Origin of the sequence: Pedobacter sp. MC2016-05 (assembly GCF_026239735.1) — a bacterium.
Lineage (GTDB): Bacteria > Bacteroidota > Bacteroidia > Sphingobacteriales > Sphingobacteriaceae > Pedobacter.
The window spans coordinates 85,094-109,037 of sequence record NZ_JAPIVT010000001.1 but is presented as its reverse complement, the minus strand read 5'-3'; the positions used below and the strand labels follow the sequence as shown (position 1 = coordinate 109,037).

At 38.9% G+C, this 23,944-nt stretch carries 23 protein-coding genes, 1 tRNA gene and 1 pseudogene; 20 read left to right on the top strand and 5 right to left on the bottom strand.

The window, feature by feature from the left end; translation table 11 throughout:
- The first annotated feature begins 378 nt into the window (after positions 1-378).
- The 8 genes from OQZ33_RS00445 (at position 379) to OQZ33_RS00410 (ending at position 7,610) form a co-directional block, all read left to right on the top strand.
- Complete coding sequence (locus OQZ33_RS00445) at positions 379-1,506, top strand: HNH endonuclease (RefSeq protein WP_265797082.1); 1,128 nt, start codon at positions 379-381, stop codon at positions 1,504-1,506.
- Position 1,507: 1 nt separating this feature from the next.
- Complete coding sequence (locus OQZ33_RS00440) at positions 1,508-2,083, top strand: hypothetical protein (protein ID WP_265797081.1); 576 nt, start codon at positions 1,508-1,510, stop codon at positions 2,081-2,083.
- Positions 2,084-2,085: 2 nt separating this feature from the next.
- A complete protein-coding gene (locus tag OQZ33_RS00435; protein WP_265797080.1) occupies positions 2,086-3,093 on the top strand; it encodes a hypothetical protein in 1,008 nt (335 codons plus the stop codon).
- A gap of 36 nt (positions 3,094-3,129) precedes the next feature.
- The gene (locus OQZ33_RS00430) at positions 3,130-3,546 is read left to right on the top strand and encodes a hypothetical protein (RefSeq protein ID WP_265797079.1); all 417 of its coding nucleotides are present in this window, start codon (positions 3,130-3,132) and stop codon (positions 3,544-3,546) included.
- 381 nt (positions 3,547-3,927) lie between these two features.
- Positions 3,928-5,679, top strand: a complete 1,752-nt coding sequence (locus OQZ33_RS00425; RefSeq protein ID WP_265797078.1) for an ATP-dependent nuclease — start codon at positions 3,928-3,930, stop codon at positions 5,677-5,679.
- Positions 5,680-5,719: 40 nt separating this feature from the next.
- Positions 5,720-6,463 carry a hypothetical protein gene (locus OQZ33_RS00420; protein WP_265797077.1) on the top strand — a complete coding sequence of 248 codons (744 nt, stop codon included), beginning with the start codon at positions 5,720-5,722 and terminating at the stop codon, positions 6,461-6,463.
- 198 nt (positions 6,464-6,661) lie between these two features.
- The gene (locus OQZ33_RS00415; RefSeq protein WP_265797076.1) at positions 6,662-7,108 is read left to right on the top strand and encodes a S24 family peptidase; all 447 of its coding nucleotides are present in this window, start codon (positions 6,662-6,664) and stop codon (positions 7,106-7,108) included.
- Positions 7,086-7,610: a hypothetical protein gene (locus OQZ33_RS00410; RefSeq protein WP_265797075.1), complete on the top strand. Its 525-nt coding sequence runs from the start codon at positions 7,086-7,088 to the stop codon at positions 7,608-7,610. The genes OQZ33_RS00415 and OQZ33_RS00410 overlap by 23 nt, the downstream gene beginning before the upstream one ends.
- A gap of 6 nt (positions 7,611-7,616) precedes the next feature.
- Here the strand turns inward: OQZ33_RS00410 and istB are convergent, their stop codons facing one another.
- Both istB and istA read right to left on the bottom strand, forming a co-directional pair.
- Positions 7,617-8,354 carry an IS21-like element helper ATPase IstB gene (gene istB, locus OQZ33_RS00405; protein WP_265797074.1) on the bottom strand — a complete coding sequence of 246 codons (738 nt, stop codon included), beginning with the start codon at positions 8,352-8,354 and terminating at the stop codon, positions 7,617-7,619.
- A 72-nt stretch (positions 8,355-8,426) separates the two neighbouring features.
- Positions 8,427-9,974: an IS21 family transposase gene (gene istA, locus OQZ33_RS00400; RefSeq protein WP_265797073.1), complete on the bottom strand. Its 1,548-nt coding sequence runs from the start codon at positions 9,972-9,974 to the stop codon at positions 8,427-8,429.
- Between the two features lie 290 nt (positions 9,975-10,264).
- Between istA and OQZ33_RS00395 the strand changes: the two genes are divergently transcribed.
- The 7 genes from OQZ33_RS00395 to OQZ33_RS00365 all read left to right on the top strand — a co-directional run bounded on the left by OQZ33_RS00395 (position 10,265) and on the right by OQZ33_RS00365 (position 15,512).
- Positions 10,265-11,041 carry a DUF4113 domain-containing protein gene (locus OQZ33_RS00395; RefSeq protein WP_265797072.1) on the top strand — a complete coding sequence of 259 codons (777 nt, stop codon included), beginning with the start codon at positions 10,265-10,267 and terminating at the stop codon, positions 11,039-11,041.
- A gap of 147 nt (positions 11,042-11,188) precedes the next feature.
- The gene (locus tag OQZ33_RS00390; protein WP_265797071.1) at positions 11,189-11,893 is read left to right on the top strand and encodes an SOS response-associated peptidase; all 705 of its coding nucleotides are present in this window, start codon (positions 11,189-11,191) and stop codon (positions 11,891-11,893) included.
- Positions 11,894-12,344: 451 nt separating this feature from the next.
- Positions 12,345-12,788: a DUF4145 domain-containing protein gene (locus tag OQZ33_RS00385; RefSeq protein ID WP_265797070.1), complete on the top strand. Its 444-nt coding sequence runs from the start codon at positions 12,345-12,347 to the stop codon at positions 12,786-12,788.
- A 266-nt stretch (positions 12,789-13,054) separates the two neighbouring features.
- Positions 13,055-13,555, top strand: coding sequence for a hypothetical protein (locus tag OQZ33_RS00380; protein WP_265797069.1), 501 nt, complete (start codon positions 13,055-13,057; stop codon positions 13,553-13,555).
- Positions 13,556-13,718: 163 nt separating this feature from the next.
- Positions 13,719-14,210 carry a hypothetical protein gene (locus tag OQZ33_RS00375; protein ID WP_265797068.1) on the top strand — a complete coding sequence of 164 codons (492 nt, stop codon included), beginning with the start codon at positions 13,719-13,721 and terminating at the stop codon, positions 14,208-14,210.
- Positions 14,211-14,276: 66 nt separating this feature from the next.
- Positions 14,277-14,564 (top strand): immunity protein Imm33 domain-containing protein, encoded by a 288-nt coding sequence (locus OQZ33_RS00370; protein WP_265797067.1) that lies wholly within the window; start codon positions 14,277-14,279, stop codon positions 14,562-14,564.
- Positions 14,565-15,056: 492 nt separating this feature from the next.
- A complete protein-coding gene (locus OQZ33_RS00365) occupies positions 15,057-15,512 on the top strand; it encodes a JAB domain-containing protein (protein WP_265797066.1) in 456 nt (151 codons plus the stop codon).
- Positions 15,513-15,580: 68 nt separating this feature from the next.
- Here OQZ33_RS00365 and OQZ33_RS00360 read toward each other — a convergent pair whose 3' ends face one another.
- Entirely contained in the window at positions 15,581-16,696 is a 1,116-nt protein-coding gene (locus OQZ33_RS00360) for a tyrosine-type recombinase/integrase (protein ID WP_265797065.1), read from the bottom strand.
- A 59-nt stretch (positions 16,697-16,755) separates the two neighbouring features.
- Here OQZ33_RS00360 and OQZ33_RS00355 point away from each other — a divergent pair.
- The 4 genes and pseudogenes from OQZ33_RS00355 to OQZ33_RS00340 form a co-directional block, all read left to right on the top strand.
- Positions 16,756-16,821: transfer RNA gene (locus OQZ33_RS00355), tRNA-Arg, on the top strand.
- A 311-nt stretch (positions 16,822-17,132) separates the two neighbouring features.
- The gene (locus OQZ33_RS00350; RefSeq protein ID WP_265797064.1) at positions 17,133-18,149 is read left to right on the top strand and encodes a site-specific integrase; all 1,017 of its coding nucleotides are present in this window, start codon (positions 17,133-17,135) and stop codon (positions 18,147-18,149) included.
- A gap of 542 nt (positions 18,150-18,691) precedes the next feature.
- Positions 18,692-20,506: a reverse transcriptase domain-containing protein gene (locus OQZ33_RS00345; protein ID WP_416338734.1), complete on the top strand. Its 1,815-nt coding sequence runs from the start codon at positions 18,692-18,694 to the stop codon at positions 20,504-20,506.
- A 119-nt stretch (positions 20,507-20,625) separates the two neighbouring features.
- Positions 20,626-20,928, top strand: a pseudogene (locus tag OQZ33_RS00340) (tyrosine-type recombinase/integrase); the annotation flags it as partial.
- Positions 20,929-21,887: 959 nt separating this feature from the next.
- On the opposite strand, the gene OQZ33_RS00335 reads toward OQZ33_RS00340, so the two are convergent.
- Positions 21,888-22,805 carry a nucleotidyl transferase AbiEii/AbiGii toxin family protein gene (locus OQZ33_RS00335; protein WP_265797063.1) on the bottom strand — a complete coding sequence of 306 codons (918 nt, stop codon included), beginning with the start codon at positions 22,803-22,805 and terminating at the stop codon, positions 21,888-21,890.
- Between the two features lie 71 nt (positions 22,806-22,876).
- Positions 22,877-23,443: a DUF6088 family protein gene (locus OQZ33_RS00330; RefSeq protein WP_131031664.1), complete on the bottom strand. Its 567-nt coding sequence runs from the start codon at positions 23,441-23,443 to the stop codon at positions 22,877-22,879.
- 330 nt (positions 23,444-23,773) lie between these two features.
- Here OQZ33_RS00330 and OQZ33_RS00325 point away from each other — a divergent pair, with 330 nt between their 5' ends.
- Positions 23,774-23,944, top strand: a complete 171-nt coding sequence (locus OQZ33_RS00325; RefSeq protein WP_265797062.1) for a hypothetical protein — start codon at positions 23,774-23,776, stop codon at positions 23,942-23,944.

Genomic DNA, 23,944 nt, shown 5'->3' with positions numbered 1-23,944 from the left:
CCATTGCTTTGCACTGGCATGGTTTTAATTTTGGCAAAGCGGATGGCTTCATGAGCCTTCTCTCTATCTTTATCTAGGATTTGCTTCACTTCATCCTGGATAAATCTAGTCAGGCTCCACTTTTAGGCGAACCTGCGTGGTTTCTCTGGCTTCGGCTTGTCACTATTGTTGAGCAGATATACCATCAAGAATTACCAATCAACAACACCGCCAAGCCTTGTGTTTTATTGCATAAAACATATCGTTACATCGTTCTGCGAACTTCTCTGTAACGACCGTCGAAACATTCGCAGGCTGTTCGCTTATTCAGATTCAAGAGCAGATTATTTCGTTTTATTGGTGGTAAGTCTTAACTTAACAGCAAAATTAAACTCTCATATGAAAATTGATTCGCAAGCAATTCCGTTAGCTTACAGTATAGCCAAAGAAGTCTGTCAAGGTACATTAAAGCCTTCAGTTGGAGTAAAAAAACTTGCTTTTGAGGCAAATATGAACGTTAATTCTGCCGCAGACTATATTAACAATTTAAAATTGATGCTCAAAGGTCGTCGCTTTCAGCGCACCCTCAACTATGCTTCAATGGATTATTTCTTGGATAAGATAAGTATAGACTATGGTCAAGCATTTCTACGTAAAGCACTCTTGGCTTTGAACCAACATATTGTTTATTATGAGGGTATCGGAAAGAAAAAGACGACCGCGAAGAAAATGAGATCTTTATTAGATAAATATAAAGAAACTATCGATTCGCCAGAATACATCGTTAATCTAACACAGCTTAAGTTAAACATTGAAACGCTAGAAAACTTCTTGACCTCAACGGACGAGCTGCGAGTTATTAGTGCACAAAAGCTCATTAAGCAAGGAATATGCTATGTGGCTTATCAAGTTGGCAATGAATTACGCTTTGCGCCAAGTAGGTATTTAGGCTATAAAGGCAATGAGCCATATAAATATTTGTTAGATATTCATGGTAAGGAGACTAATAAGGTTATAGCAGACATACTTGATTCTCAACCGGTAGAAAGTCCGGATTTAGACAAACTATACGTATCTTACTGTACAAAATTAGGGTTTATTCCAAGTGCTGTTGGTAGATTTGGAGTTCAACGGAAGTTTTGGCAACTGAAATTAGAAGAGGATTTTCCAAGTAATGATGATGCAATAGATGGATTTCCAGAGGGTAAGATTGTTGAAAGGACTCACAAGGCAAGAGAAAGAAACTCTAAAGTGGTAGAACTTGCAAAGCACAACTTCAAACTTAAGCATGGACGACTGTTTTGTCAAGTATGCAAATTTGATTATAAGAAAGTATATGGTAAAGTTGGGGATGGATTCATTGAGGGACATCACACTAAATGGGTAAGTGATATGCCTGCCGACTATAAAACTAAACCGGAAGAAATAGCACTGCTTTGTGCAAACTGTCATAGAATGGTGCATCGCAAGCGCCCATGGTTAACAATGGAAAATTTACATTTGATAATTAAAAACAATAAAGCTTAAGATGGGATTAATGATTCATAGTCTAGAAGGTTTGCCAGAGGGACATCATAGAGATTATTTTATTTATCTACTTGACTATGGATGGGCAGAGCCACTAAGTGATGCTTTGAAGAACAACTTTAAAAGGATGGCTACTCTTGCTTCTGAGCAAGGCAATGCTGTAGTAATCGCTTCAAGCGATACAGGCGTGCATTTCAGCGATGAAGTACTTTCATGGCACAATATAAATGGACATGATGTTGAAAATGAAAATTTGCTGCCTGCAATCTTAGTTACAAATAGACATCCATCAGAATTCAAGCATAGAGCATCGACAATGCAACGTACCGAATTTAATCTCAAACTAGTTTTATTTCCACTTAAAAATTACTGCCAAGATACTGGAGAGGTTATTAGCTTGATACAAAAAATATTTAGCAGTATTAAGGATGGTAAAGACTTAGACGATTTCCAAATTACTAAAAGAAAGAATGCAGGTTTTCACGGAGCATTAGCAGACTCTTTGATTATCGCCCCTACAGCGAATGGAACCAAAGTTTCTTACGACACAATAAACTCATACCTTTCAAACTTATAACTATGCATGCGATTGTATATGAAGTAACAAATACCAATGTCCCGGGTCTTGTTTCTAATTTTCACGATGGCTTGAACCTAGGGTATGCTTATGAGTCAAATGGATTTTACGTTCATTTCTACGGTACTAATACAAATTTGTATTCAGTTCATACAGGACAAACTGTTTTAGAAAAGAAGTCAGCTTCTACCTTTGGTACAATAGAGGATTGGGTACGACATAATTTTGGGGCTAAGAACATCCAAACAATGGCAAGTAATGTCGGTGAATCGGTAAAAGGAGTTTGGAGACCTGCCTTATATTATTATGCAGACACTTATCAAGCTTTAGAAGTGACAGAAGCAGATAGGCGATTGAGCGAGCAAGCTTTAAGAGTTCTTTTAGAAAAACTTGATGACTTATTCCTTTATATAGAACCCGATGTAGTTTCATTGAATACTTACAGTCATAAGATTAGAGAGCTGTTGATTTTAGCATGTACTGAGATTGAGAATTTCTGGGTTCACTATATGATGTTGTCTGGTATAGCGCCAATTGGGCGAAACTACTCGACCCAAGACTACGTAAAACTAAAAGAAAAGCTATTCTTAAATGAATTTCAATTTACATTGCGAAGCTATGCTACCTTAGCTCCCATTACCCCATTTGTGAGCTGGAGTTCAGTAAATCCTACGACATCCCTCGGATGGTATGACGCTTATAATAAAACAAAACATAATAGAACAACGCATTTTTCATCAGCGACGCTTTCAAATGCCATATCAGCGGTCGTAGCCAACCTAATATTATACATTGTTAGGTTCAGTCCATATCCTTTACTGGAGGATAAAAACACTTTTAATACCCTAGTTAATCAGCATTTTAATTTCGAACTGACTGATGCTGACTACAAGCAATCCTATATCCCACAAATTGAAGTGCCAGCTCATTACAGAAGCGACATATTCATTTATGATTCAAGAAGAGCAAATGACATTAAACCCTACATAGTCAAACCATTTATCGTTTAATTATGACCACACATTTTGAGCCAAGTTGTGCTATCCTTGAAAAGATATTATGGAGGAAAGCTTATTGACACTAAAAGAAGAGCAGATGTTGAAAGAGAGATAAGGCTATTTCGGATGGAAATGAGACCATCAGTTCAGACCCCAATTTCATTTGGTTCGGATGCTGAAGGCGACTGGTGGGTTAAGTTTTCAATAGACATTCATCATGACCTTGCTTGGCATGCCGTTCAAGAACTCAGCTGCGTAATCAATTACTTATCTATAAATGAGAGGCTTCCGAGCAAATTCTATCCTGTATCGCCTGCTCCATACTTGAATGGAGGGCCAACAGATTATCTATCATGGGTAATAGAAAATGATGATAAAGACTTTAAACCAGACACATTAACAAAATGGTTAGAAGGAAGATTGCCACAACCTGTGGACGATCTTACTCAATGGATTGAAGAGTAAAGTCCATCATTAAGGCTGCACATTTTCTTATCATATCTGTTTTATTAACCCCTTCATTATAAAAATGTGCGATGAGAGGTTAGTGTTATGGTTGTCGTTATAAAAGGCAAACAACTGTTTGGAGCACTCCTGACCTTATAAACACAACATCGAAAACAATCATTATTTACCTTTTGATTCTGTTCATGGTTCGCCACTACATTATGTTAAAACATAGATCGAATCCCGTTGCTTTGCAACTGCCGATTCTCACACATTTTCTCAGTTCGCAAACGGTGAGCTTTATTAGCATGCTTATATAAGTTTCATAACGTGATAGATATTCATATATTTGGTTAAATCTAGGTTAGCTCTCACATGCCAACCTGTAATACGGTACATATGGCAAAATTAAATTCTATCACGATAGAGGGCTTTAGATCAATACGAGATGAGATAACAATTAGGTTTCCTAGTAAGAAACCAGTTGTACTAATCGGAGAGAACAATTGTGGCAAGAGTAATGTGATCCGAGCTATAGATATGTTATTTGGAGAGTATCATCCAAAGTATAAAGATATTGAGCACTTTGACCATCACGATCGAAATCCAAAGACACCAATTGTTATCAGCGGAGCGGTATCAGACTTTGCGGGAGTATTAGGTCGTCAGGCTCAAAGGATAAATGCATTTAAATTTAAAGCTATCAAGGGTTCAGAAGTTGAGTATATTGCCCTTTTGGAAGATGGAACCCCAAACGGATATGTAACCAATGAAGTGCGTGGTGAATTAACCTCTATCATAGTTAATTCTGAACATAACCTTTCATACCAGTTGAGTTATACGTCAAAGTATACTTTGTTATCTAAGGTAATGAAAGTGTTGCATAAAAGTCTAGTAAGCGATGATCAGCGTGTAACAGCACTAAAGAAACTTTATGTTGAGATACAAAATACGTTTGATGAAGTTCCTGAGTTCAAACAATTCAAAGGCAGTATGTCGACAATCTCAGGTGAGATACTTGCAAATATGTCATACATGTTGCAAATGGACTTCTCTGCTTATGATCCGAGCAACTATTTCAAATCGCTACGTGTAAATCCAGTTGAGGGAACAGATGCAAGAAGTTTCGAGGAGTTGGGGACTGGTCAACAACAATTATTAGCACTTGCTTTTGCACACGCTTATTGCAAATCGTTTATAGATGGAGACATTGTTTTAATACTTGACGAGCCCGAATCCCATCTTCACCCACTTGCGCAGAAGTGGCTTTCTAAGATGATTACAAAGATGGCAGCAGATGGTCTACAGATAGTTATTACAACCCACAGTGCAAACTTTATTGATCTGTTAAACATTGACGGTTTGTTCTTATTAAGAAAGGATGGACAAGCCACCACTGTGATAAACCATTCAGCTGAGTCACTCCATAAACATTGTATTGATACAGGTGCTAATGCGGACAAAACAAAGGTTGAAACAGTTGTCCCATTTTATGCTAATCACTCGACAACCCATATACTCAACGGCTTCTTCGCTAAGAAAATTGTATTAGTGGAGGGGCTAACAGAAGAATTAGCATTACCTATATATCTGGAGAGACGTGGTTTAGATGTAACTAGAGAGGGTATTGAAATAATAGGAGTTCAAGGAAAAGGTAATCTTGCTAAATGGTGGAGGTTGTTCACTCTCTATGGGATCCCAACATTTGTTTGTTTTGACAATGATGATAAACACGATAAACAAGGTGTCCAAAGAACTGATTCTTTAAAAGCAATAGGAATAGCAGATAAAGAGTTGGCTGCAATCATCGGTACAAAGGATTGGGCTATAAGTGATAGTTACTGTGTTTTCGGAGTAGATTTTGAGACAACGATGAAATCAGCTTTTAATGATTATACAGATAAAGAGACTGTGCAGAAAGAACTACTAGGAACTGCTTCAAAGCACATAATCGCAAGAGAAGTGGCAAAGCACCTAGATCTGAACGAGGGTGCAGGATGGACTAATATTGACACTATTAAAGCAAATTTACTTTCTCTGGAGGGAGTGAAAGCAAAGGTTGTTGCTGTTCCTGTTGCTGAGGTTACAGCGGAAAGAGCTCCAGTAAATAACGATATGCTTGAACAGCTTAAAGCTAAGTTTGGAAGATAAGCAGGTAGATTTGAGAATGGATGCAACAGCCACCTAAATAATGAAAAAACTTTATCACTATACCAGTATTAATAGTCTTGCATTGATCTTAAAATCCATGTCAATTCGATTTGGACGACTTGATAGAGTGAATGATCCTACAGAGGGTACATCAAGTGACTTCCATTCAATGGCACAGTATTTTTTTATTTCTAGTTGGACATCGAATGAAACAGAAGATTTGGCCTTATGGAATATGTATACTCCGTTGATGAGAGGAGTAAGAATTGAACTCGACCTACCACTGTTTCCAACACACTCTATAAGGCATGATATTACAAACTCGCTTGTCAATGCTGAAGAGTTCATTGATTACGATCGTGGTTATTTCATTTCTAGCGCAGAAAACACTCCTGTGGAGATAATGTATACGGACGACGAAACCTTGCTCAGCCCTCCTATTAAACACTCGCAAGGTTTATATCTCAGAGCATTATCTCAATACAAGCGTTCGATTTGGAGAGTTGAGCAAGAACATAGATATCAACTAATTATATTGCCGATTGAAAGGAATATAAAACCAACAGAAGTATCAGGCAGTTATAGCCGATTAATAAAGACGCAAACGCCACCTCCTTTTGATGGATACCTCTTAAAGATAAGAAGAGAAGCTTTCGAGAACATGAAAATTAGGCTTAGTCCAAAGTTATCATCAGGAGACAGAGAAATTATAGAAGCGCTCATTGCGACATTCAACCCAATGGCTAAAATGGAAGATAGCACTATAGCCGGACTTATAAGATGATTACGTTATAGTAAAGTCTACAAGGTCATAAGCACAATTTATTTCTTATCCCTTATGTTTAAGCCCAAGTTATAAACAAAATGTGCAACACTTAAATAAAAGTCTAACAGTCCGTTAGCTTTAGTTTCGAGCTATCTATCAACACTACTTGTTTTTGCTAATATTTTTAGTAATTTTGATCTGTAAAGCAACAGCGTTATGATTAGAGAACTAGAGATACCAAAGAACAATGTGCTTGATACACTGGACAATCCATCACGTGTTTCGGGCTTCATATCTCCCGCGGAGGATTACAAACAGAAAAGATTACATATAGCTCAAAGGATCGTAAGCGACCCAACCAACACATTTTACTTTGAGGCTGATGATGATCACATGAGGTATTTTGGTATCATGAAAGGTAGTATTATCATAGTTGATAAATCAATTAAGGTAACCTCTGGCATGTTGATCGTTTGTTGCATTGAAGATGAATGGCTTACCCGTAAACTTCTTATAAGTGGAGACAATACCTACTTATGCATCAATGACGGTATGGATGCCTGCATGAATATCACAGGTAAAAACATCAATGTATTCGGTGCCGTGACTTGGACTTGCTTACCACATTCAAAGCAGAAGAATGTTCGCACTGGCAGACTGTAATAATTTCTATGCTAGCTGTCACAGACTGTTTGAACCTCAATATAATGGTGTTCCAGTAGTTGTTCTAAGTAACAATGATGGCTGTGTTATCGCTCGTAGTAACGAGGCGAAAGCCTGCGGTATTGCTATGGGTGCACCATACTTTAAGATTAGGGATGATATCCAAAAGCACAACATAGCGGTGTTCAGTAGTCACTACACCTTATATGGAGACATTAGTGCAAGGGTAATGACTAATCTCGCAAGGTTTACTCCAGAGGTGGAAGTATACAGTATTGATGAATGCTTTCTAGGGTTAAGTGGTTTCGATAACCTACAAGATTACGGTATTGAGATTAGGGAAACTGTAATAAATAACACTGGCATTCCAATTAGTGTTGGCATTGCACCAACAAAGGTACTAGCTGTGTATAACGGCATTGATGGGCCAAGGATTTCGGAGCATTGCGGGCCAGTCATTTCAGGAATCAACGGGCCACTTTCCTTTTACAATTATAAGTGATTTTTTTTAAGTGCTCAATTGTTTATTTTTTCTAAGGGATTCACCTTCGAGCTCGATCCTGTGTGAGGAGAAAACTATCCGGTCAAGAATAGCATCTGCAATTGTGCTTTCTCCAATTAGGCCATGCCAATTTGCTACCGGTATCTGTGTGGCAATTATAGTGGATGATTTTTCATGACGCTCTTCCACAACGTCCATCAATACGTTACGTGATGCCTGATCAATGGTCGCCAGTCCAAAGTCATCCAGTATAAACAGTTCTGTTGTCTGTATCTTTTTGATAAGCCGGTGATATGTACCATCAAGCTTGGCTAGCTTTGCAAGGTCAAAGAACCTGGAGGTGTTGAAGTACATCGTTTTATTCAGTAACTGGCATGCCTTTACGCCAATACATTGGGACAGGAATGACTTTCCGCAACCTGTAGGTCCGGTGATGATAACATTTTCCTTTCTACTGATAAAGTTCAGTCCAAGCAGCCGTTCGTAAGTTGTCCTGTCCAGATTCCTTTTAGCTTTATAATCAATATCAGCAGCTGAGGCTGCCTGTTTGAATCCGGCCCTGGTTATCAGATTCTGGATGTTTCTGTTTTGCCTGTTCTCCCATTCAGCATCTATCAGCATGCTTAAGAAACTATCCAGGGAATAATCCTGAAACAGATTATCTGTGAGGCTACTGTGGTACAGTGAAGCCATTGCGTTCATGCGCATCCTGCGCATTTTTTCTACCGTGTTGTGTTCATTCATTTTGATCGAGGTTGATTATGTTAGTTTACCATTTATTTGTTTTTTAGCTCCAGCCGGGGTCAGCATGCTCCATTAATGATAGCTAGCCGCTCCCCTTATATTACCGTGTTCAGGTGTTGAAGCAGTTTTTTCTTCTTCTTCTTCTTCCACCATGTCCAGTCTGTTTTTGAGTATATTCGATACGGTATGAAATGAAGCTTTATGGTAGGTGGATGCTCTCATGCAGGCCTTTTCAAGCCGTTCAGAACTATATAGCCTGACAAAGGAAAGGATACCTAGCGACTGCTTATAGGCGATTTCAGGATATCGGGACTGGTTCAGCAGCATCTGAATATACTTTAGTGTACCGGGACCAATCTGGGTTGCCCGCTGCTCGAAGTACTCCGGACTCCATTGACCATAAGCCTGATGAGTGGAGGGCATATGTTCCTCAATGGTTTTATAGTTGCCGCGTCGGTAGCTACGTTCATGCGATGCAATACGTACATGGTTATAGAGTATCTCTACAATATCCTGATTATACTGCACCTCAACATACATCCCGGTATACCTGAATGGAACGCTGTAATAGTTCTTGTCCTCGCTGAGAAAGATATGCGAAGTACGCTGGACCTTAGCCCTTTTATAATAACGGATGCTGTATGGTCCAGATACAAGACGATAAAGATAATCCCGCTCGAGATCAATAAAATAGCTTCTGCGCGTACCGCCTCCATGAGAGAAAAGGTAGTTGTTGTATTCTATAAGCTGCTCAGCGATTGCCTTGTTAAGTGAATCCAGGTCAAAAAAGGTAATCTTGCTTAAGGGATAGTAGATTCTTTGGTACACCAGTTCTACGCTCCGCTCCACAAGGGCCTTATCCTGGGGGTGATACGGACGGGCAGGGTCAACTGCGCAACCATAATGTAGGGCGAAATCGGCAAGGGTCTTATTGATTATGGGCGCATATTTCGAACCTTTGCTGACAGCAGATTTAAGATTATCTGAAACAATAGCCTGTGGTGCACCACCCATCCACTGCAGACATGCATCAAGGCAGCAGATCAGATCTTCCCGCTTTTGTGAATGGACTGCTTTTACAAAAGTATATTGACTACAGGGCAGCACGGCAACGAATACCTCAACAGGCACAAGTTCTCCCGTTGCTTTATCAATATATCCCAGTTTCTTGCCACAGAAATCAATGTAAAGCTTCTCACCGGCCTTGTGCTCCAGTTTACCGCTATGGTTATTGAGTTTTTTCCATTTGCGGTAATGAAGGGTAAACTGGGTATATTTATATCCCTTGGGGTGCTTTTCTATATAATCCTTCCAAAGCGCCTGAAGGGTGCACCCGGGCTTGGTAAACTCTTTTTTAAAAGAAGGGAATAAAACGGAAAGCTCCTCATAGCGCTGTTTCTCGGTTTGGCTCTCTTCAGTGAAAAGATCATTTAAATCGGATTCACAAAGTTTGTAAAGCTCCTCATAGGTGATCCCAAGTTCGGTAAACCGTTTGATGTACCCATCAACGGTCTTACGGTTAATCTTCAAAAGGAGAGCTACCTTTCGGTTGCTGAATTTCTTTAGCTTTAATGCAATCAAAGTGCGAAGTTCCATGATATCAATTCGTTGTCCTGCCATGTATCTGCTTTTATATTTCAGATACAAGACTATAATAAATCATGGAAAGTGGCCCATTGACCTCCGTATTTAGAAGTCCGGAATAAATAAATTTGGCCCAATTACCTCCGTTTTATAAAAAGCTAATAACGGAAAGCTGGCCCAATAACCAGCGAAATAAAGCCTTTTTTTTGGCCCAGTGACGAATGAAATGGGTGGCCCGCTATGCAGCGAAATGAGTGGCCCAGTGACTTGCGTTATAGACACTAGCCAAGGTTGCAAACAGGACATCGAAAAAACACAACGGCGTAATGGTACTGGAAACCGAACAACAGATCAATGATGCACTTGCAGACTATCCTGTCGAAGATCTTTGGGGTGTTGGCAGACAATTCGCACATAAGCTTATCAAAGATGGAATCGAAACAGCAGCACAGTTTCGGGCGTTACCAGTTGACTGGGTTCAAACACACATGACAATAGTTGGCGTTAGGATGTGGCGTGAATTGTGGGGTGAAAGTTGCATCCCCTTGAAAACCGTACTTGATCCGAAGAAAGGAATGTGTACAAGTAGGGCATTCGGAAAGCTCACAGGCGATTATAATCAACTCATTGAAGCAACATCCAACTACGCAGCTCGACTCGCCAACAAGCTCCGTAGAGAGAAATTATGCACAACAGTTTTGTCAGTTAGATTGTTGACTAACAAGTTTGTAGCAGCGGAATTGCAAGCTTATCCGGCAATCACAATACCGCTTGAACACCCTGTCAATAACACTGTTGACCTTATAAAAACAGCACTTTGGGGATTAAAGAAAATCTACTTACGGGGTTACATGTACCAAAAGGTTGAGGTGAATGCCACTGGTTTGATATCTGAATCCGAAGTACAGCTTAACATCTTCAGTGAGTTTAAAGGAGTTAAATACGATAAGGTTTCCAAGGTATTGGATCGACTCAACTTACATTATGGAGCAGGAACATTGCGGATGGCTGGCGAGGGTAAGGATCAAAAGTGGTCTATGAAGCGCGAGTTTCTGCGTCCGCACTACACCACAAACTGGAATGATATTATAAAAGTTAAATGAGATGAAAGAACTATTGAACCTACTTAAACGCTACCTACTTAAAGAAGCTTCAACGCTAAATCAGATCAACGATACACAGACTCCGAAACCAAGGAAGAAGAAAAACTAACTTACTCAGTTAATTGTTGTTGTGTTTAAAAGGTAACCATGTGTGCTAGATATACATTAACAGCAGAGGAAAAGGAAATTCTTAAAACCCATCCGCACCAGATTCAAGGGGAGTGGACACCTAATTATAATCTCGCCATCACACAGAAAGGATTGGTCATTACAGCAGACGACCCAGACATCATTCAACAGATGGCTTTTGGTATTGTGCCTTACTTTGCGGATAGCTTGAAACTCACTCGTGATACTTGGAACATTAAAAGTGAAACGGCAATGGAAAGTAAGTTGTGGAGACCGCTACTTGTAAATCATAAAACCTGTTTGGTAATGGCGGATGGTTTCTATGAATGGAAGAAAGATGCTAAAGGCGAACAGCAACCTTACCGTTTCACTGTCAAAGATAGAAAGCTGTTCTGTTTTGCAGGCTTATGGTCGCAGTGGGTTGATCCTGAAACGAAAGAAAAGTTCCGTACCTACGGTATCTTAACTACCGAGGCTAACCCTTTGGTTGCTGAGATTCATGCAAAGAAGCGTATGCCTGTTATCTTGACTAAACCTGAAGAAGAGATATGGTTAAGCAAAACACTTCCGGATGAAACCAAAATGACTGTGCTTGATACCTTCCCCCAAGAGTTTATGAAACGTGTGATGGTTGGCAAACGTGTAAATACTGTATCTACTTTGAAGAAACCTAATAATGATTCAGACTTGCTGCTACCTCTGAATAGTGACGATGATGTGTAAAGTGTAACTCGCACTTTTTCTAATCATATCTATTTTATTAACCCCCTTTATACAAAAATGTGCGACACAGGTTCTTTCGAGGTGTATCAGAAATACAATGGTGATGGTATGGATTAAGGTTGTTATTTATGTTTTATAAGGTAAATAGGTGATGATAGGTCATTCTACTTCTTGATACAACATCGACAAGAAAGATAACTATAGTTTGAACAGTGGGCTATTCTTTGTATGTTAAGTTATTACAATTATATTTGAACTTCAATAATCTCATATGTACGTCTCACCATCTCTTAATATTACTGCATTTAATTGTCCAAGCTGCAACGCTTATTGTCGCCAGTATTGGTATGATTTGAGGTATCACAACGGCTCATCGTACGCTATGGTTTCTAATGCTAAGCTTGCAGTTTGTGAACATTGTAACGGCAACAGCTTTTGGTTGTATAACGATATGATACATCCTAATATTATTACTGTCTCTCTTCCTAATCCAGACTTGCCAGACGATATAAAAGCCGATTACATGGAAGCTAGAGATATCCTAACTAAGTCACCAAAGGGAGCAGCTGCATTGATCAGGTTGGCGATCCAGAAGCTATGTGTTCATCTCGGAGGGACTGGAAGGAATATAAATGATGATATCTCAAAATTGGTCAAAGACGGGCTTCCTGCGAAAGTTCAAAAGGCACTAGACATAGTTAGAGTGGTTGGAAATAATGCAGTGCATCCAGGAACCATAGACTTGAATGATAACAGGGATTTGGCAATGTCATTATTTGGTTTAATAAATATTATTGCAGACGTTATGATTACTCAACCTAAGCAAGTTGATGAACTATATGGAGGGTTACCTGCTAATTTATTAGAGGCAATTGAAAAGAGAGATTCAAAGTAATGGAATTAGTATATAGATTTTACATAAGTTTAAGCCTCAATTGCTTTTAATGTCTTATAAAGTGATAACTCGCTCATATCAAATTACCTTATAAACATAACATCGACAACACAGCATTTGAGAATATCTAAAAACTGAAATCTCCCCCTTAAAGTAAGGATTAGTACAAAATCTTGGATCTTGATAAGATGAATTAGTTGGCTTGCAATCATCGCTCAATCTGTTATCTTTGTATTGCTAAATCTCTCTATTAAAATTAACGCTCAATGAAACATTACATCCTTTCTTTACTAACAGCGGTTATACTACTGTCAAGCTGTACCACTAACTACTATCTTACTGTTTCTGATACCGAAACACCAATCTATTCAACTGAGGATGGTTACGAAAAAGTAACTACAATTGAAGCGGGTAAGGGATTCATAAGCAAAAGCAAGTCATCAAGAACTGCAACACGATATGGTTTTTTAAATGGCTATAGTCCATACATTGTAACTTGGAAACCCCTTAAAAAGTTAACAAAGAAGCAACTCGCTCAATTAGCATTTACAGCTGATTACGGCTACACGTATAATGGAGTACCAACTTTAGATTATAGGTACGGAAGGTTGTTAAAAACCTATCCAAGTTATACTCCATCTTCAACTCCTAGATCAACAACAAAATCCACTGGATCTTCCGGTGGAACCGTGCATGTAAAAGGTTATACTCGTAAAGATGGTACATATGTTAAACCACATACAAGATCAGCACCTAGAAGACATTAGACCGATGATGATGAAAAGTAGTAATCCAGTAACCTATTTTAGATGGGTTTTGATATTGCCAATATCTATAACATTTGCCATACTAATAAATTGGATAGTGGGGTTAATCGATAATGTGTCGTTAGATAAAAGCCCTCAAACGGCTATATGTCGGAGTCTTATCATGCTGATCTCCACAACTGGCTCTATACTTTTAGCTTATTTCATAGCTCCTTCAAGCAAGTTTAGAGCGTCGATCGGAATCGCAGTGATGTGGCTTTTAATTCTAGCTGCGTGCTTATTTATTGTTTTAGGTGGAATTGGAATAGATGGGAAACAACAAACGGTATTAGATGGAGGAGTAAGTATTGTTTCCATGGTAGTAGGACTGACGATAGGGTTGTTCATTACTAGGAAGTTAAATAGTAGTCCAAGTCAAGTTGAGCAAAAGCTTCTTAAACGTATCTCAGCAATAAAAGGGCTTGGAGGTATGACTGTAAATGAAAGGTTATATGTTTCGGAGCTAGACAAGCAATTTTGTGATGCACTTCAGAATGATCATGTTAAAGCCCGCTATATCCTGACCTTGCTTGATGTTGATAAGAAGTCCATTGAAACTATCTTAGAGCAATCCCTTTCAGAGCGAACCAATATGTACAATAGTGTCAAAACATAAACCTTCTCCTTAACAATAGGTTATGCAGCTATTTTGGATATTGTATATCTTACCTACTCAACTATCATGATCTATAAATTTAACGATCCAAAAAACACAGCTTGCTTTGTTTGCAAGCATGTTCTTAACAAACAAAGACCAATACTATATATAACACATGAAGCGGAAGATGGCTTTTGGCAATTCTTATGTGGGCATGATGACCATCCAAATGATGACGATTACAAAGTGATTTCACTAGAAGAAGTAACTGCAATTGATGAATCTATAAACGATTTATATGAAATGCCAGTGGGTATTGGTGCAACCCGCGAAAGTCAATCTTGTAAATGGGAACCTTTCAATCTTGATTGATTTAGCAAATACCAAATATGTGTTTATACATCTGCCCCAAATGTGGCATTAAAAGCCTTACATGGGCTATCGAAGATAAACCATACCTCTTAACAAGTTGGGTTGTTATTCCTGTAGCTATTTGGCTTTCGAAGATGAACCGCTAGAGCGTATTTTTAAAGTATGCAAGCAAAATTCAGAATCACTTTTAAACGATGAGTTGAGAGAATATTTGTGATGCTTTACTTGTGAGAAAGAGGCTGACCATTGATATCCATAAGTTAAACCTTCCCATTAAAAGAAGGAAATGGATTAAAAGTTGGATATTGAAAAATAAGGTTGTGCAGTATCTATACAACAACACACAAATTTAAGCTTATCTCCTCAACACATTTCAAGAAATTCCGGCATAAACGCTCACTTAGCCATCACACAGGCTATTTATATCCGTTGCTTCTTGATTTAGTTGAGTTGAAAGCTTGGTACATGTGCCATATTTAAATAGATACAACTATGGTACACGAACAATTTAAGGTAGCTGAAGTACTAGTAAGCTACAGACCAGATTACAACATTAATGATCGCCCTAGGATCAGCTCATCAAACCAAACTTTTCAGCTTTTAAAGAGTCATTGGGATATGGGGAAGATTGGCTTTCTCGAAGAATTCAAAGTATTACTATTGAACAGAAGTAACAGGGTGCTTGGCATTGTAGATATTTCAATGGGTGGTGTGAGTGGTACATTCGTTGATCCTAAGGTAGTTTTTGCTACTGCTTTAAAAGCTAACTGTTCATCATTGATCTTGGTACATAATCACCCAAGTGGATCAACAAGACCAAGTGACACTGATATAAAACTAACAAAGCGGTTGGTAGAGTGTGGAAAGCTATTGGATATAATAGTCTTTGATCACATCATTATAAGCGAAAACTGCTACTACAGCTTTGCCGATGATGGCATGATGTAGTTCAAATGCCTTGGTTACTATCCAATGCATTACCAACTATACTTTTGTCTGTAAGTTATAGGTTTTAGCTATAACACAGGCATGACCTCTTTTAATCTTTCTTCACTAACCTCTCCCAACCCCCTTAGATAATTGAGCGTTACAATCATATCAGAGTGTTGAAGTAATTGCTGTAGAACATGGATGTCTTTAGTCTTTTGGTACACCTGTATTGCAGCAGTATGCCTAAACGAATAGATTGTCTGATTCAGTCGTAATAGTTTGGATTCTTTCATCTTGATCCGTGCTTTCCCCCAAAGTAAGTTGAAATAGCCAACACTATACGGTTCAAGGGATAGAGTAAAGATATTGGTTTCACTATCAGTTATACACGCTAGGCGTTCTTTTAAAAATGGTTTAATGTAATCAGGTATATAAACTGTTCTTACTCGCTTACTCTTGTTCTCACTTCCTGATAATTGAATCTGGCTACAGTCTTTTACAATATGTTTGGCCTTTAAAAGTCTAATCTCGTGATGTGGACGAAGTAAACAACCATAGGTTAGTATGCAACACAAATGGAGATTTGGATAATGCGCTTTTAAGAAAGCAAGGACATTTCGTAACTCATCCGCTGAGTACGGAGCATGTAAAGAGGCCTTAGCTCGAGCAGTCTTTGTTGATTTAACAATATTCTTTGTGGCATAACCTCTCCTTACCATTTCGTTTATAAGTGTACCTAAACACCTACGCCTGTTGATATAATTTCTTTCACTAGATTGAAACTTGTTTAAGAAGCGTTCTACGGTTTCCAACGAAAGTTGATCAGGGTTTGCTTTGAGTTCAGCAACAGATAATGATGCCTTAAACATCTTAGTAACCGCTATTAAGTTTCTTTTGTAAAGATCACAAAGGTTAGTGGATAACTTGTCCTCCATAACTGCATCCAATGCAAATAGTAGACTTGGTAATTCTATCTCCTTTGCCAAAGGATTCCAACCGCTGTTAAGTGCTTTTGTAAATTCAAACTGTAGATGCGAGAGTAGACGTTTCTTATCTTTAATAGCTGTACATTGGTTTGGATTTATGTTGAGATTAAGACGATTTCCATTGTATTCCCTGAACCTTTTACCATCGTAGTAAAAGGAAATGTAAGCTCTATCTTCAAGCTGCTTAGGTAAAATTGATTTTGGTTGTGTAAACATGATTTGGCGCGTTTAGTGGCGCAACAGGTCTGTTAAATTTGCAATTAACTATCTTACAGGTAGTTCAACGGATAGAATAGAAGTTTCCTAAACTTTAGATATGAGTTCGATTCTCGTCGGGACCACTTCCTTGGATTCAAACCAGAACATTGTCGTGCAAATCGTTGATTTTCAAGGCTTTGTTTTGGTTTTATAACACATTAAAACTCGTTTTCGACCATTCTGAATGGTTAATTTTAGTGAGTCGAAAATTGACTATTTTTTGTAAAACGCTGTGAATCAGTAAATTGAATGAAATATCAAAACCAGAATTATTCCGAAATGTTCGGGTGCTGGATTATTTTGTAAGATATTGATTTACAGCTCGTTCGACTGACGAACATCTTGATGACTCACTGGCTCAAATGTACATTTGTTTAATTTTAAATGTATCATTATGAGTTACAATTTTCATCTTTTATTCTATCTGAAAAGACCAAAAAATTTTATCAAGGGCGAGATGATGCCCATCTATTTACGGATTACCGTGAAAGGAAAACATTCGGAATATTCTGTCGGCAGGGAAATTATTCCCAGCTTCTGGTCCGCGCTTAAAGGAAAAGGCACTGGCCTGCGCGAGGAGATCCGGGAACTTAATGATTATCTGCACACGCTGGCCTCAAAAGTTCGAAGATTTCATACCTCTCTTGTTGAAAAGGAAGATGAGGTGACAGCGGTGATCTTACGGGATCATCTTACCGGTAAGAATACATCTAACCATAGCCTTCTGAGAGTTTATCAGAAGCACAATGACAATATGGAAAAACTGATTGGTAAAGGATACAGTTATAGCACGTTTCAAACCTATCAAAGTTCCATCAGACATGTTAAACAATTTCTTCAGCTCAAATATGAGGTTCAGGACATTAACGTCAAAAAGGTAGATTTTAAATTTATCACCGATTATGAGCTATTTCTTAGGATAGATCGGGGAAATAATGCAATGTCTGCCTGGAAATATATTGTTCACCTGAAAAAAATCATGCTGTATTGCCTGGGTGCCGGGTGGATTGTTGGTAATCCATTTTTAAATTATCGAAATACTGCTAAAGCTAAGGCAAGGACTTTTCTAAATATGGAAGAGTTGGATAGGATCAAAAACCGGGAATTTCCACTTGAGCGCTTAAACATCGTTCGTGACATTTTTATTTTCAGTTGTTACACCGGTCTTTCTTATATTGATGTGAAGCAGCTTCGCCTGGATCAGATTACAAAAGGTGATGACGGTAATTTATGGATATTCATCAAACGGCAGAAAACGGAAACACCTTGTCACATCCCCTTGTTGGATGAGGCAAAAGTAATTCTTGACAGGTATAAGAATCACAGGATATGCCGATGGAGAAAAGTGGCATTGCCAGTGCTCACTAATCAACGCATGAATGGTTACCGTGCGCCCGTAAAGGTTTTGTAATGAATGTCTCTTTGGCAAGAGACTAGACTAGGTTCCAAGTCTACTCCCGACCGACTTATCTGGAGGGGAAACCCGATAGGGAGTGTAGCATGTCGGCGTACAGCATGGCCGCTTTAATTGCCAAAAGCGAGTGCACAGCTGGGGAGAAAGGCAGACACGAGGATGAAGCCTATACTGGTTAAACGATAGTTCAGTGGGGCATGTTGAATCTGTGACGAAAGGCAGTTGTATTGTCACACCGTGGCTCTCTCATTTGTCAGGTACTCAATGAGAGCATAGAACGCTGCTACGGCACAGCCGCAATAAGCGGAGAAAAGAACGAAAGTCGCATCCGACAGTCTGTCGCGCTAACAGTCATTACGAAACTAAACGGGGATTTCCTAAGTCGGGATGCCTATTTTTTTTAGGGCTATGTATGAAGATACTGAATACCCGATATGGAAACGGAGCTTCCGTAGTAGTCCGAGCAGGGTAACACCCTGTACATGGCGAAGGGAAGCAGTTGTCAACTTAATACAAACAAAGGAAAACGTGAGAGACGTATGAGAGATCCAGTGCAAGTATTAAACGCTTTATGCGAACATAGTAAAGTTTCGGCTTACCGATACGAAAGGCTCTACCGAATTCTGTTTAACGAGGAAATGTTCTTTATTGCCTATCAGCGTAAATATGCCAATCAAGGCAATATGACGCCCGGCGCCGACCGCAGAACCGTCGACAGAATGAGCATTGACCGCATTCAGAAACTTGTGGCAAGTCTGAGGGACGAATCGTATCAGCCTTATCCCGCCCGCCGGGTGTATATACCCAAAAAGAATGGAAAGAAACGCCCGTTGGGCATTCCATCTTTTGAGGATAAACTCGTGCAGGAAGTGGTATATATGATTCTGGAAGCCATCTATGAGGGGCAATTTGAAGATACCTCCCATGGATTCCGGCCCAACAGAAGCTGTCACACAGCATTAAGGGACATTAAGGTGACGTTCAAGGGAGCGCGATGGTTCATTGAGGGCGATATCAAAGGCTTCTTTGACAATATCAACCATAATGTAATGATCGATATCCTCAGAGAACGTATCTCTGATGAACGTTTCCTTCGCTTAATCCGTAAGTTTCTGAATGCTGGCTATATTGAAAACTGGACATACAACAAAACCTACTCGGGAACACCGCAAGGCGGAATCATTAGTCCGATCCTGGCTAACATCTACCTTGACAAGTTCGACAAGTATGTAAAAGAGTATGCAGAAAGTTTCAATAAGGGAAAAAGACGTAGACTAACCACTGAGTATCAGCGTAACCGGAATCAGAGAAATGCATTACGATGGAAACTGGAAGCGGAAACTGATGAAAACCGCAAAGCTGAACTGAAATTGAAAATAGCCGAAAAGCGTAAGGAAATGCTGGATATTCCAGCAACAAGGGACATGGATGATACGTTCAAAAGATTGAAGTATATAAGGTATGCTGATGATTTCCTCATCGGAGTGATCGGCAGCAAGGGAGAATGCGAAAAAATCAAGGCTGATATTACGACTTTCATGAGTGAAAAGCTCAAATTGGAAATGTCTGAAGAGAAGACTTTGATTACCAGTGCACAAGAACCCGCAAAATTCCTTGGATACGAAATCCATGCACGCCGGTCTATGGACCATACGCGTACACGATCTGGACTGCAGCGCCGTTCGTGGACAGGAACAATTGTCTTAAATTTATCTTACGGAACCGTTATTAAGCGTCTTCAATCCTATAATGCTGTGCTTATCACACAGGTAGATAGGAAACAAACGCTTAAACCCTCGTCTCGCAAGTATATGGTGAATAGAAATGATGCAGATATCATGGCGCAATACAATCTGGAATTGCGGGGATTCTACAACTATTATTCTATCGCAGACAATATCAGCTATCAGGGATGGAAGTTCAACTACTTCATGAAATATAGCATGCTCAAAACGCTTGGCCGTAAGCACAAAAGAACCGTTGGACAAATACTTGAGAAGTACAAAGATGGAACGGATGTGGTTATCCCCTACAGGGATAACAAAGGCAACGGGAAACAAAGAGTATGGTATAATGGTGGATTCAAATGTAAACGCTTTACAAACATCTACGAGGATAACCAGTACGACAAAACACCCAACACCATGTATCTTCCAGCCCCCACACTTGTGGAAAGGCTAAAAGAGAGAAAGTGTGAACTATGCGGTGTAATGGGAGACCTCTTGATGCATCACGTACGTAACATCAATCAGCTTAAAGCTGACACCAGATGGAATGCAGTGATGATCAAACGCCATCGTAAAACGCTCGCAGTCTGTCAAGATTGCGATGCATTAATCCATAAAAGACTATGATCAGTAAGGTTATGTTGACAATGGAGAGCCGTATACATGGAGACATGTACGTACGGTTCGGGGGCGGGTTAACAGAGACTTACCACCGCAAGGTGGCAAAGCGCTGTTGGCCTAGCCCACTGAAAGAAATCGCCGATCTTTGTACCATCACTAAGGTGCTTACGTATCATCTTGCCAGGCACACTTTTGCAACCACTATTACGCTTTCAAATGGTGTTCCGATTGAGACCGTATCCCAGATGCTCGGGCATAATAGCTTGAAAACAACGCAGCACTATGCGAAGGTGATCGATACGAAAGTTAGTACTGAGATGTCTGCATTACAGGAGAAACTTCTGGAACGGAATAAGGAAGAAGAGGATACTGGCGATATGAAAGTTATGAAGCTCTTTAGTAAAGATGAAATAGCTGTAAGTGGATAATATTATGCTCATTTTCCGTGATTATTGAGTATAATATTATCCATTTAATTTTAGTATTTCTTCTTTGATAGCACACGATGTCCAAAATTATTTGGGTATATACGCGGGTGTGCTTTCGGAATTTGATTTATATCATCTTGTTTTAAAAAATTACATATTTCTTTGACAGAAAGAAGCAAGCTAGAATTATTAAATCTTAAATATATCTGTTAATTCTATTCATTTTATATCATCGCATACTATGTAATAAGGTACTCGGATATTGCCAGTATTGTATCGACGCTAGTGAGATAATTTTACACAAGGGTTTAAAAAATAAATAATTATGATACTAATAGTATTACTTTTTATGTTTTTTTAAACTGGTACAGAGATGTCTGCATTAAAGGAGAAACTTCTGGAAGGGAATAAAGAGTATGATGGTGTGAAAGTTATCAAGCTTTTTAGATAGATTGTTAACTATGTAGCAGTTATAGGGTTTGAAGATTGAAGCAATGTTATTTAGATTCCTTATTCATCTTAGTTTGGCAAAATCATTAAAATATAATTTATAGTGTAACCTTGCTAGGGGACATTTTGCCCGTCATTGATGAGCTATGGGTTATCGCTTTACATCATTTTATTTTGTTTATTGGGCAAAAAAAATATTATAAAGTGTCACAAATATTTCATGAATTTGTGACAAAATAATTCATTTTAACGTGAGTTAATTGTCATACAATCAGGCAGTTAACAAGGTGATTAGGGGTAAGCGCGAAAAGATATTTTTTCCAACCGACTTTTCTTGCATTGATACTACTGATGTGATTAGGAGCATCTACACAGGCTTCAAAGGGATCATGTAGAATGTAATATCTGATATGAAATGATTTTTAATTAAATGTTATATGATTATTCCGAACAAATGGTGGCACAATTAACTAAGAGATTTTAGCCTTTTATTTCAAAAAAAGTTATAACTATAATTTTAATAGGTTCGCTTGAATAAGCGTTAGTATTTCATCGAAATCAGGCTGCCCTAAGTAATAAAGTCCTGATGTTCCGCTATATCGGTTCCTAAAATCTTCCCTTATTTTCTCGTCAGTTAAAAGGAAAGCCTGCTTTTCCACTAATGGAGTATCAAGATCGACCTCCGGGAACCAGTGCGATTTATGGTCCTGATATTCTCTTGTTGAAATAAACTGCTGGATATCATCTCTCTGTAAAAGCTTATAGACATCATAATATTGCCGCATAAAATTGACCTTTGGCCCACCACGACCCACAGTTTGTTCTCCACGGAACTTGGTTACGATTGTCTGGAGTTTTTCCACTAATGTATAGCCGGGATGGTAGCACGCGATATTTAAAGCCCTATTGTCAAGCACATCAAGACCAGCTTCCAATGCTCTATCGTACATCCATGAACTAATATCAACATTTTGGTTAGGGGTAACCTTTGCAAAGCCGACCTCAAGCAATATGCCATCCTTAATTCCTGGCACAGAACCAAAATAGCCATTGTATTTCAACCGAATACCACCGTTCCTTCCCTTTTCGTCATCGAATTCGATGTCGCGCTCTGGCTGAATACCGTCTATAACAATATTGTCCGACAGCCAATCAAAGAACTTCATCCTATTTTCTACGGTATTCTTACCAGTTGATTTCGGATTTTCATTTACCTGAATGCCCGTCTGGTCAAAAAATGCCCGTGGCGGGATGATATGCAAGTCAACGTCTTCTGAGAAGCGGTCAATGATCTTAAAGCCCTTCGATAGAGAGGTCCCCCCCTTAAGCTCAAAACCGAGTCCCAGGTTTTTCATGCCATAAAGTACGTGCATGATCCAATAGTCCTTTTCTATCAACGCATCAAGTATACTAGTCTCAGCTGACAATGTACTAATCAGGCTTTTAAAATCCTTTCGCTGGTGAAGAAACTTGCTGCTCATATAACTTAGGTAATTACTTAGTTCGTTGCTAATAATTTTCTTGTTTTTGGGTTTCCATATTTTTCAGCGGCATATCCTAAAGACTGCTGATCCAAGCTCCTCGCTGTTTTCAATGCCTTTTCAAGTACCTTGGGCTGATCCTCAGCAAGTGAATCCAAATTATTGATTAGGTCAATCACCAAAAATTCCTTGGTAGGCTTGGTTGGAAAAGCAGACTTTTTTTTAAAGGTGAACAATTTGTTACCCAATTTAATATCTCCGCTGCGCAGGTGGTTGTAAACAATCTGTTTGTTATACAACTGTGTCGTCCCCAGGCCCAACGCATTAAAATAATTGAAAGAAGTAATCAGAAAGTTGGTATTGTCCAAGAATTTCTTGATGAGCATATCATCCGCCGGTGGCTCAAAACCAAATGCATTTTTCTTCGGAAAGTGATATAGCCCAGGGCCAACTCTTTTCAAAGTCCCCTCACCTGTAAGTTCCGAAAGATGCCTGTCTATTGATTTTGACCACTTTTGCAGTTCATCCCTTTTGTATATCACCCCTTTTTTAAGATGACTCTTTAATTCCTCTAATTTTGGCATAACAAATCCTTTCGGTTACAAATATATGGATTATTAAATTATTTGCATGATTTTTGACGAAATTTCATTCAATAATCAGCTCTAAAAAAATCAAATTGAAAAGAGCTTTTTCTGCTAAGATGAACTTAAAGATTGCCGGTGATAGTAAGTTGTATTTTGGTAAAAGCGATGAAGAACCAGTATTCGCCGGAATGTGAGTAAAAGCCTTAAATGGTTTTAGCGTACACCGAAATTGGAAAATATAATTAGGGGGTCAACATGCTCCAGAATATCAAAGCAGAGGAATTCATCATTGAGATTTAAACGTTTTTTGCGTGCTACTTTCGCTTAGTGGTAACATTAGATATCTATTTTATGCAAGGGATCACCATTGTCGTTATCATCAAACTTATCGTGGTTGGCAAGGTATATAATGATTTCAATAAGAAGATATCTGAAACAGCCATCGCGGCATTGAAAATTCCCCATTTCGATGGCAAAGGATCGACAAAAAATGAGTAA

Bases quoted from the DNA above. Each gene is read 5' to 3' on its own strand.
- istA (WP_265797073.1), bottom strand. From the start codon at position 9,974: ATGGCAGGACAACGAATTGATATCATGGAACTTCGCACTTTGATTGCA.
- OQZ33_RS00330 (WP_131031664.1), bottom strand. From the start codon at position 23,443: ATGCCAAAATTAGAGGAATTAAAGAGTCATCTTAAAAAAGGGGTGATA.
- OQZ33_RS00375 (WP_265797068.1), top strand. From the start codon at position 13,719: ATGCTGATCTCCACAACTGGCTCTATACTTTTAGCTTATTTCATAGCT.
- OQZ33_RS00385 (WP_265797070.1), top strand. From the start codon at position 12,345: ATGATACATCCTAATATTATTACTGTCTCTCTTCCTAATCCAGACTTG.
- istB (WP_265797074.1), bottom strand. From the start codon at position 8,354: ATGAATGAACACAACACGGTAGAAAAAATGCGCAGGATGCGCATGAAC.
- OQZ33_RS00345 (WP_416338734.1), top strand. From the start codon at position 18,692: ATGAGAGATCCAGTGCAAGTATTAAACGCTTTATGCGAACATAGTAAA.
- OQZ33_RS00380 (WP_265797069.1), top strand. From the start codon at position 13,055: ATGAAACATTACATCCTTTCTTTACTAACAGCGGTTATACTACTGTCA.
- OQZ33_RS00365 (WP_265797066.1), top strand. From the start codon at position 15,057: ATGGTACACGAACAATTTAAGGTAGCTGAAGTACTAGTAAGCTACAGA.
- OQZ33_RS00420 (WP_265797077.1), top strand. From the start codon at position 5,720: ATGAAAAAACTTTATCACTATACCAGTATTAATAGTCTTGCATTGATC.
- OQZ33_RS00425 (WP_265797078.1), top strand. From the start codon at position 3,928: ATGGCAAAATTAAATTCTATCACGATAGAGGGCTTTAGATCAATACGA.
- OQZ33_RS00390 (WP_265797071.1), top strand. From the start codon at position 11,189: ATGTGTGCTAGATATACATTAACAGCAGAGGAAAAGGAAATTCTTAAA.
- OQZ33_RS00370 (WP_265797067.1), top strand. From the start codon at position 14,277: ATGATCTATAAATTTAACGATCCAAAAAACACAGCTTGCTTTGTTTGC.
- OQZ33_RS00440 (WP_265797081.1), top strand. From the start codon at position 1,508: ATGGGATTAATGATTCATAGTCTAGAAGGTTTGCCAGAGGGACATCAT.
- OQZ33_RS00415 (WP_265797076.1), top strand. From the start codon at position 6,662: ATGATTAGAGAACTAGAGATACCAAAGAACAATGTGCTTGATACACTG.
- OQZ33_RS00350 (WP_265797064.1), top strand. From the start codon at position 17,133: ATGAGTTACAATTTTCATCTTTTATTCTATCTGAAAAGACCAAAAAAT.
- OQZ33_RS00410 (WP_265797075.1), top strand. From the start codon at position 7,086: ATGTTCGCACTGGCAGACTGTAATAATTTCTATGCTAGCTGTCACAGA.
- OQZ33_RS00445 (WP_265797082.1), top strand. From the start codon at position 379: ATGAAAATTGATTCGCAAGCAATTCCGTTAGCTTACAGTATAGCCAAA.
- OQZ33_RS00360 (WP_265797065.1), bottom strand. From the start codon at position 16,696: ATGTTTACACAACCAAAATCAATTTTACCTAAGCAGCTTGAAGATAGA.
- OQZ33_RS00395 (WP_265797072.1), top strand. From the start codon at position 10,265: ATGGTACTGGAAACCGAACAACAGATCAATGATGCACTTGCAGACTAT.
- OQZ33_RS00435 (WP_265797080.1), top strand. From the start codon at position 2,086: ATGCATGCGATTGTATATGAAGTAACAAATACCAATGTCCCGGGTCTT.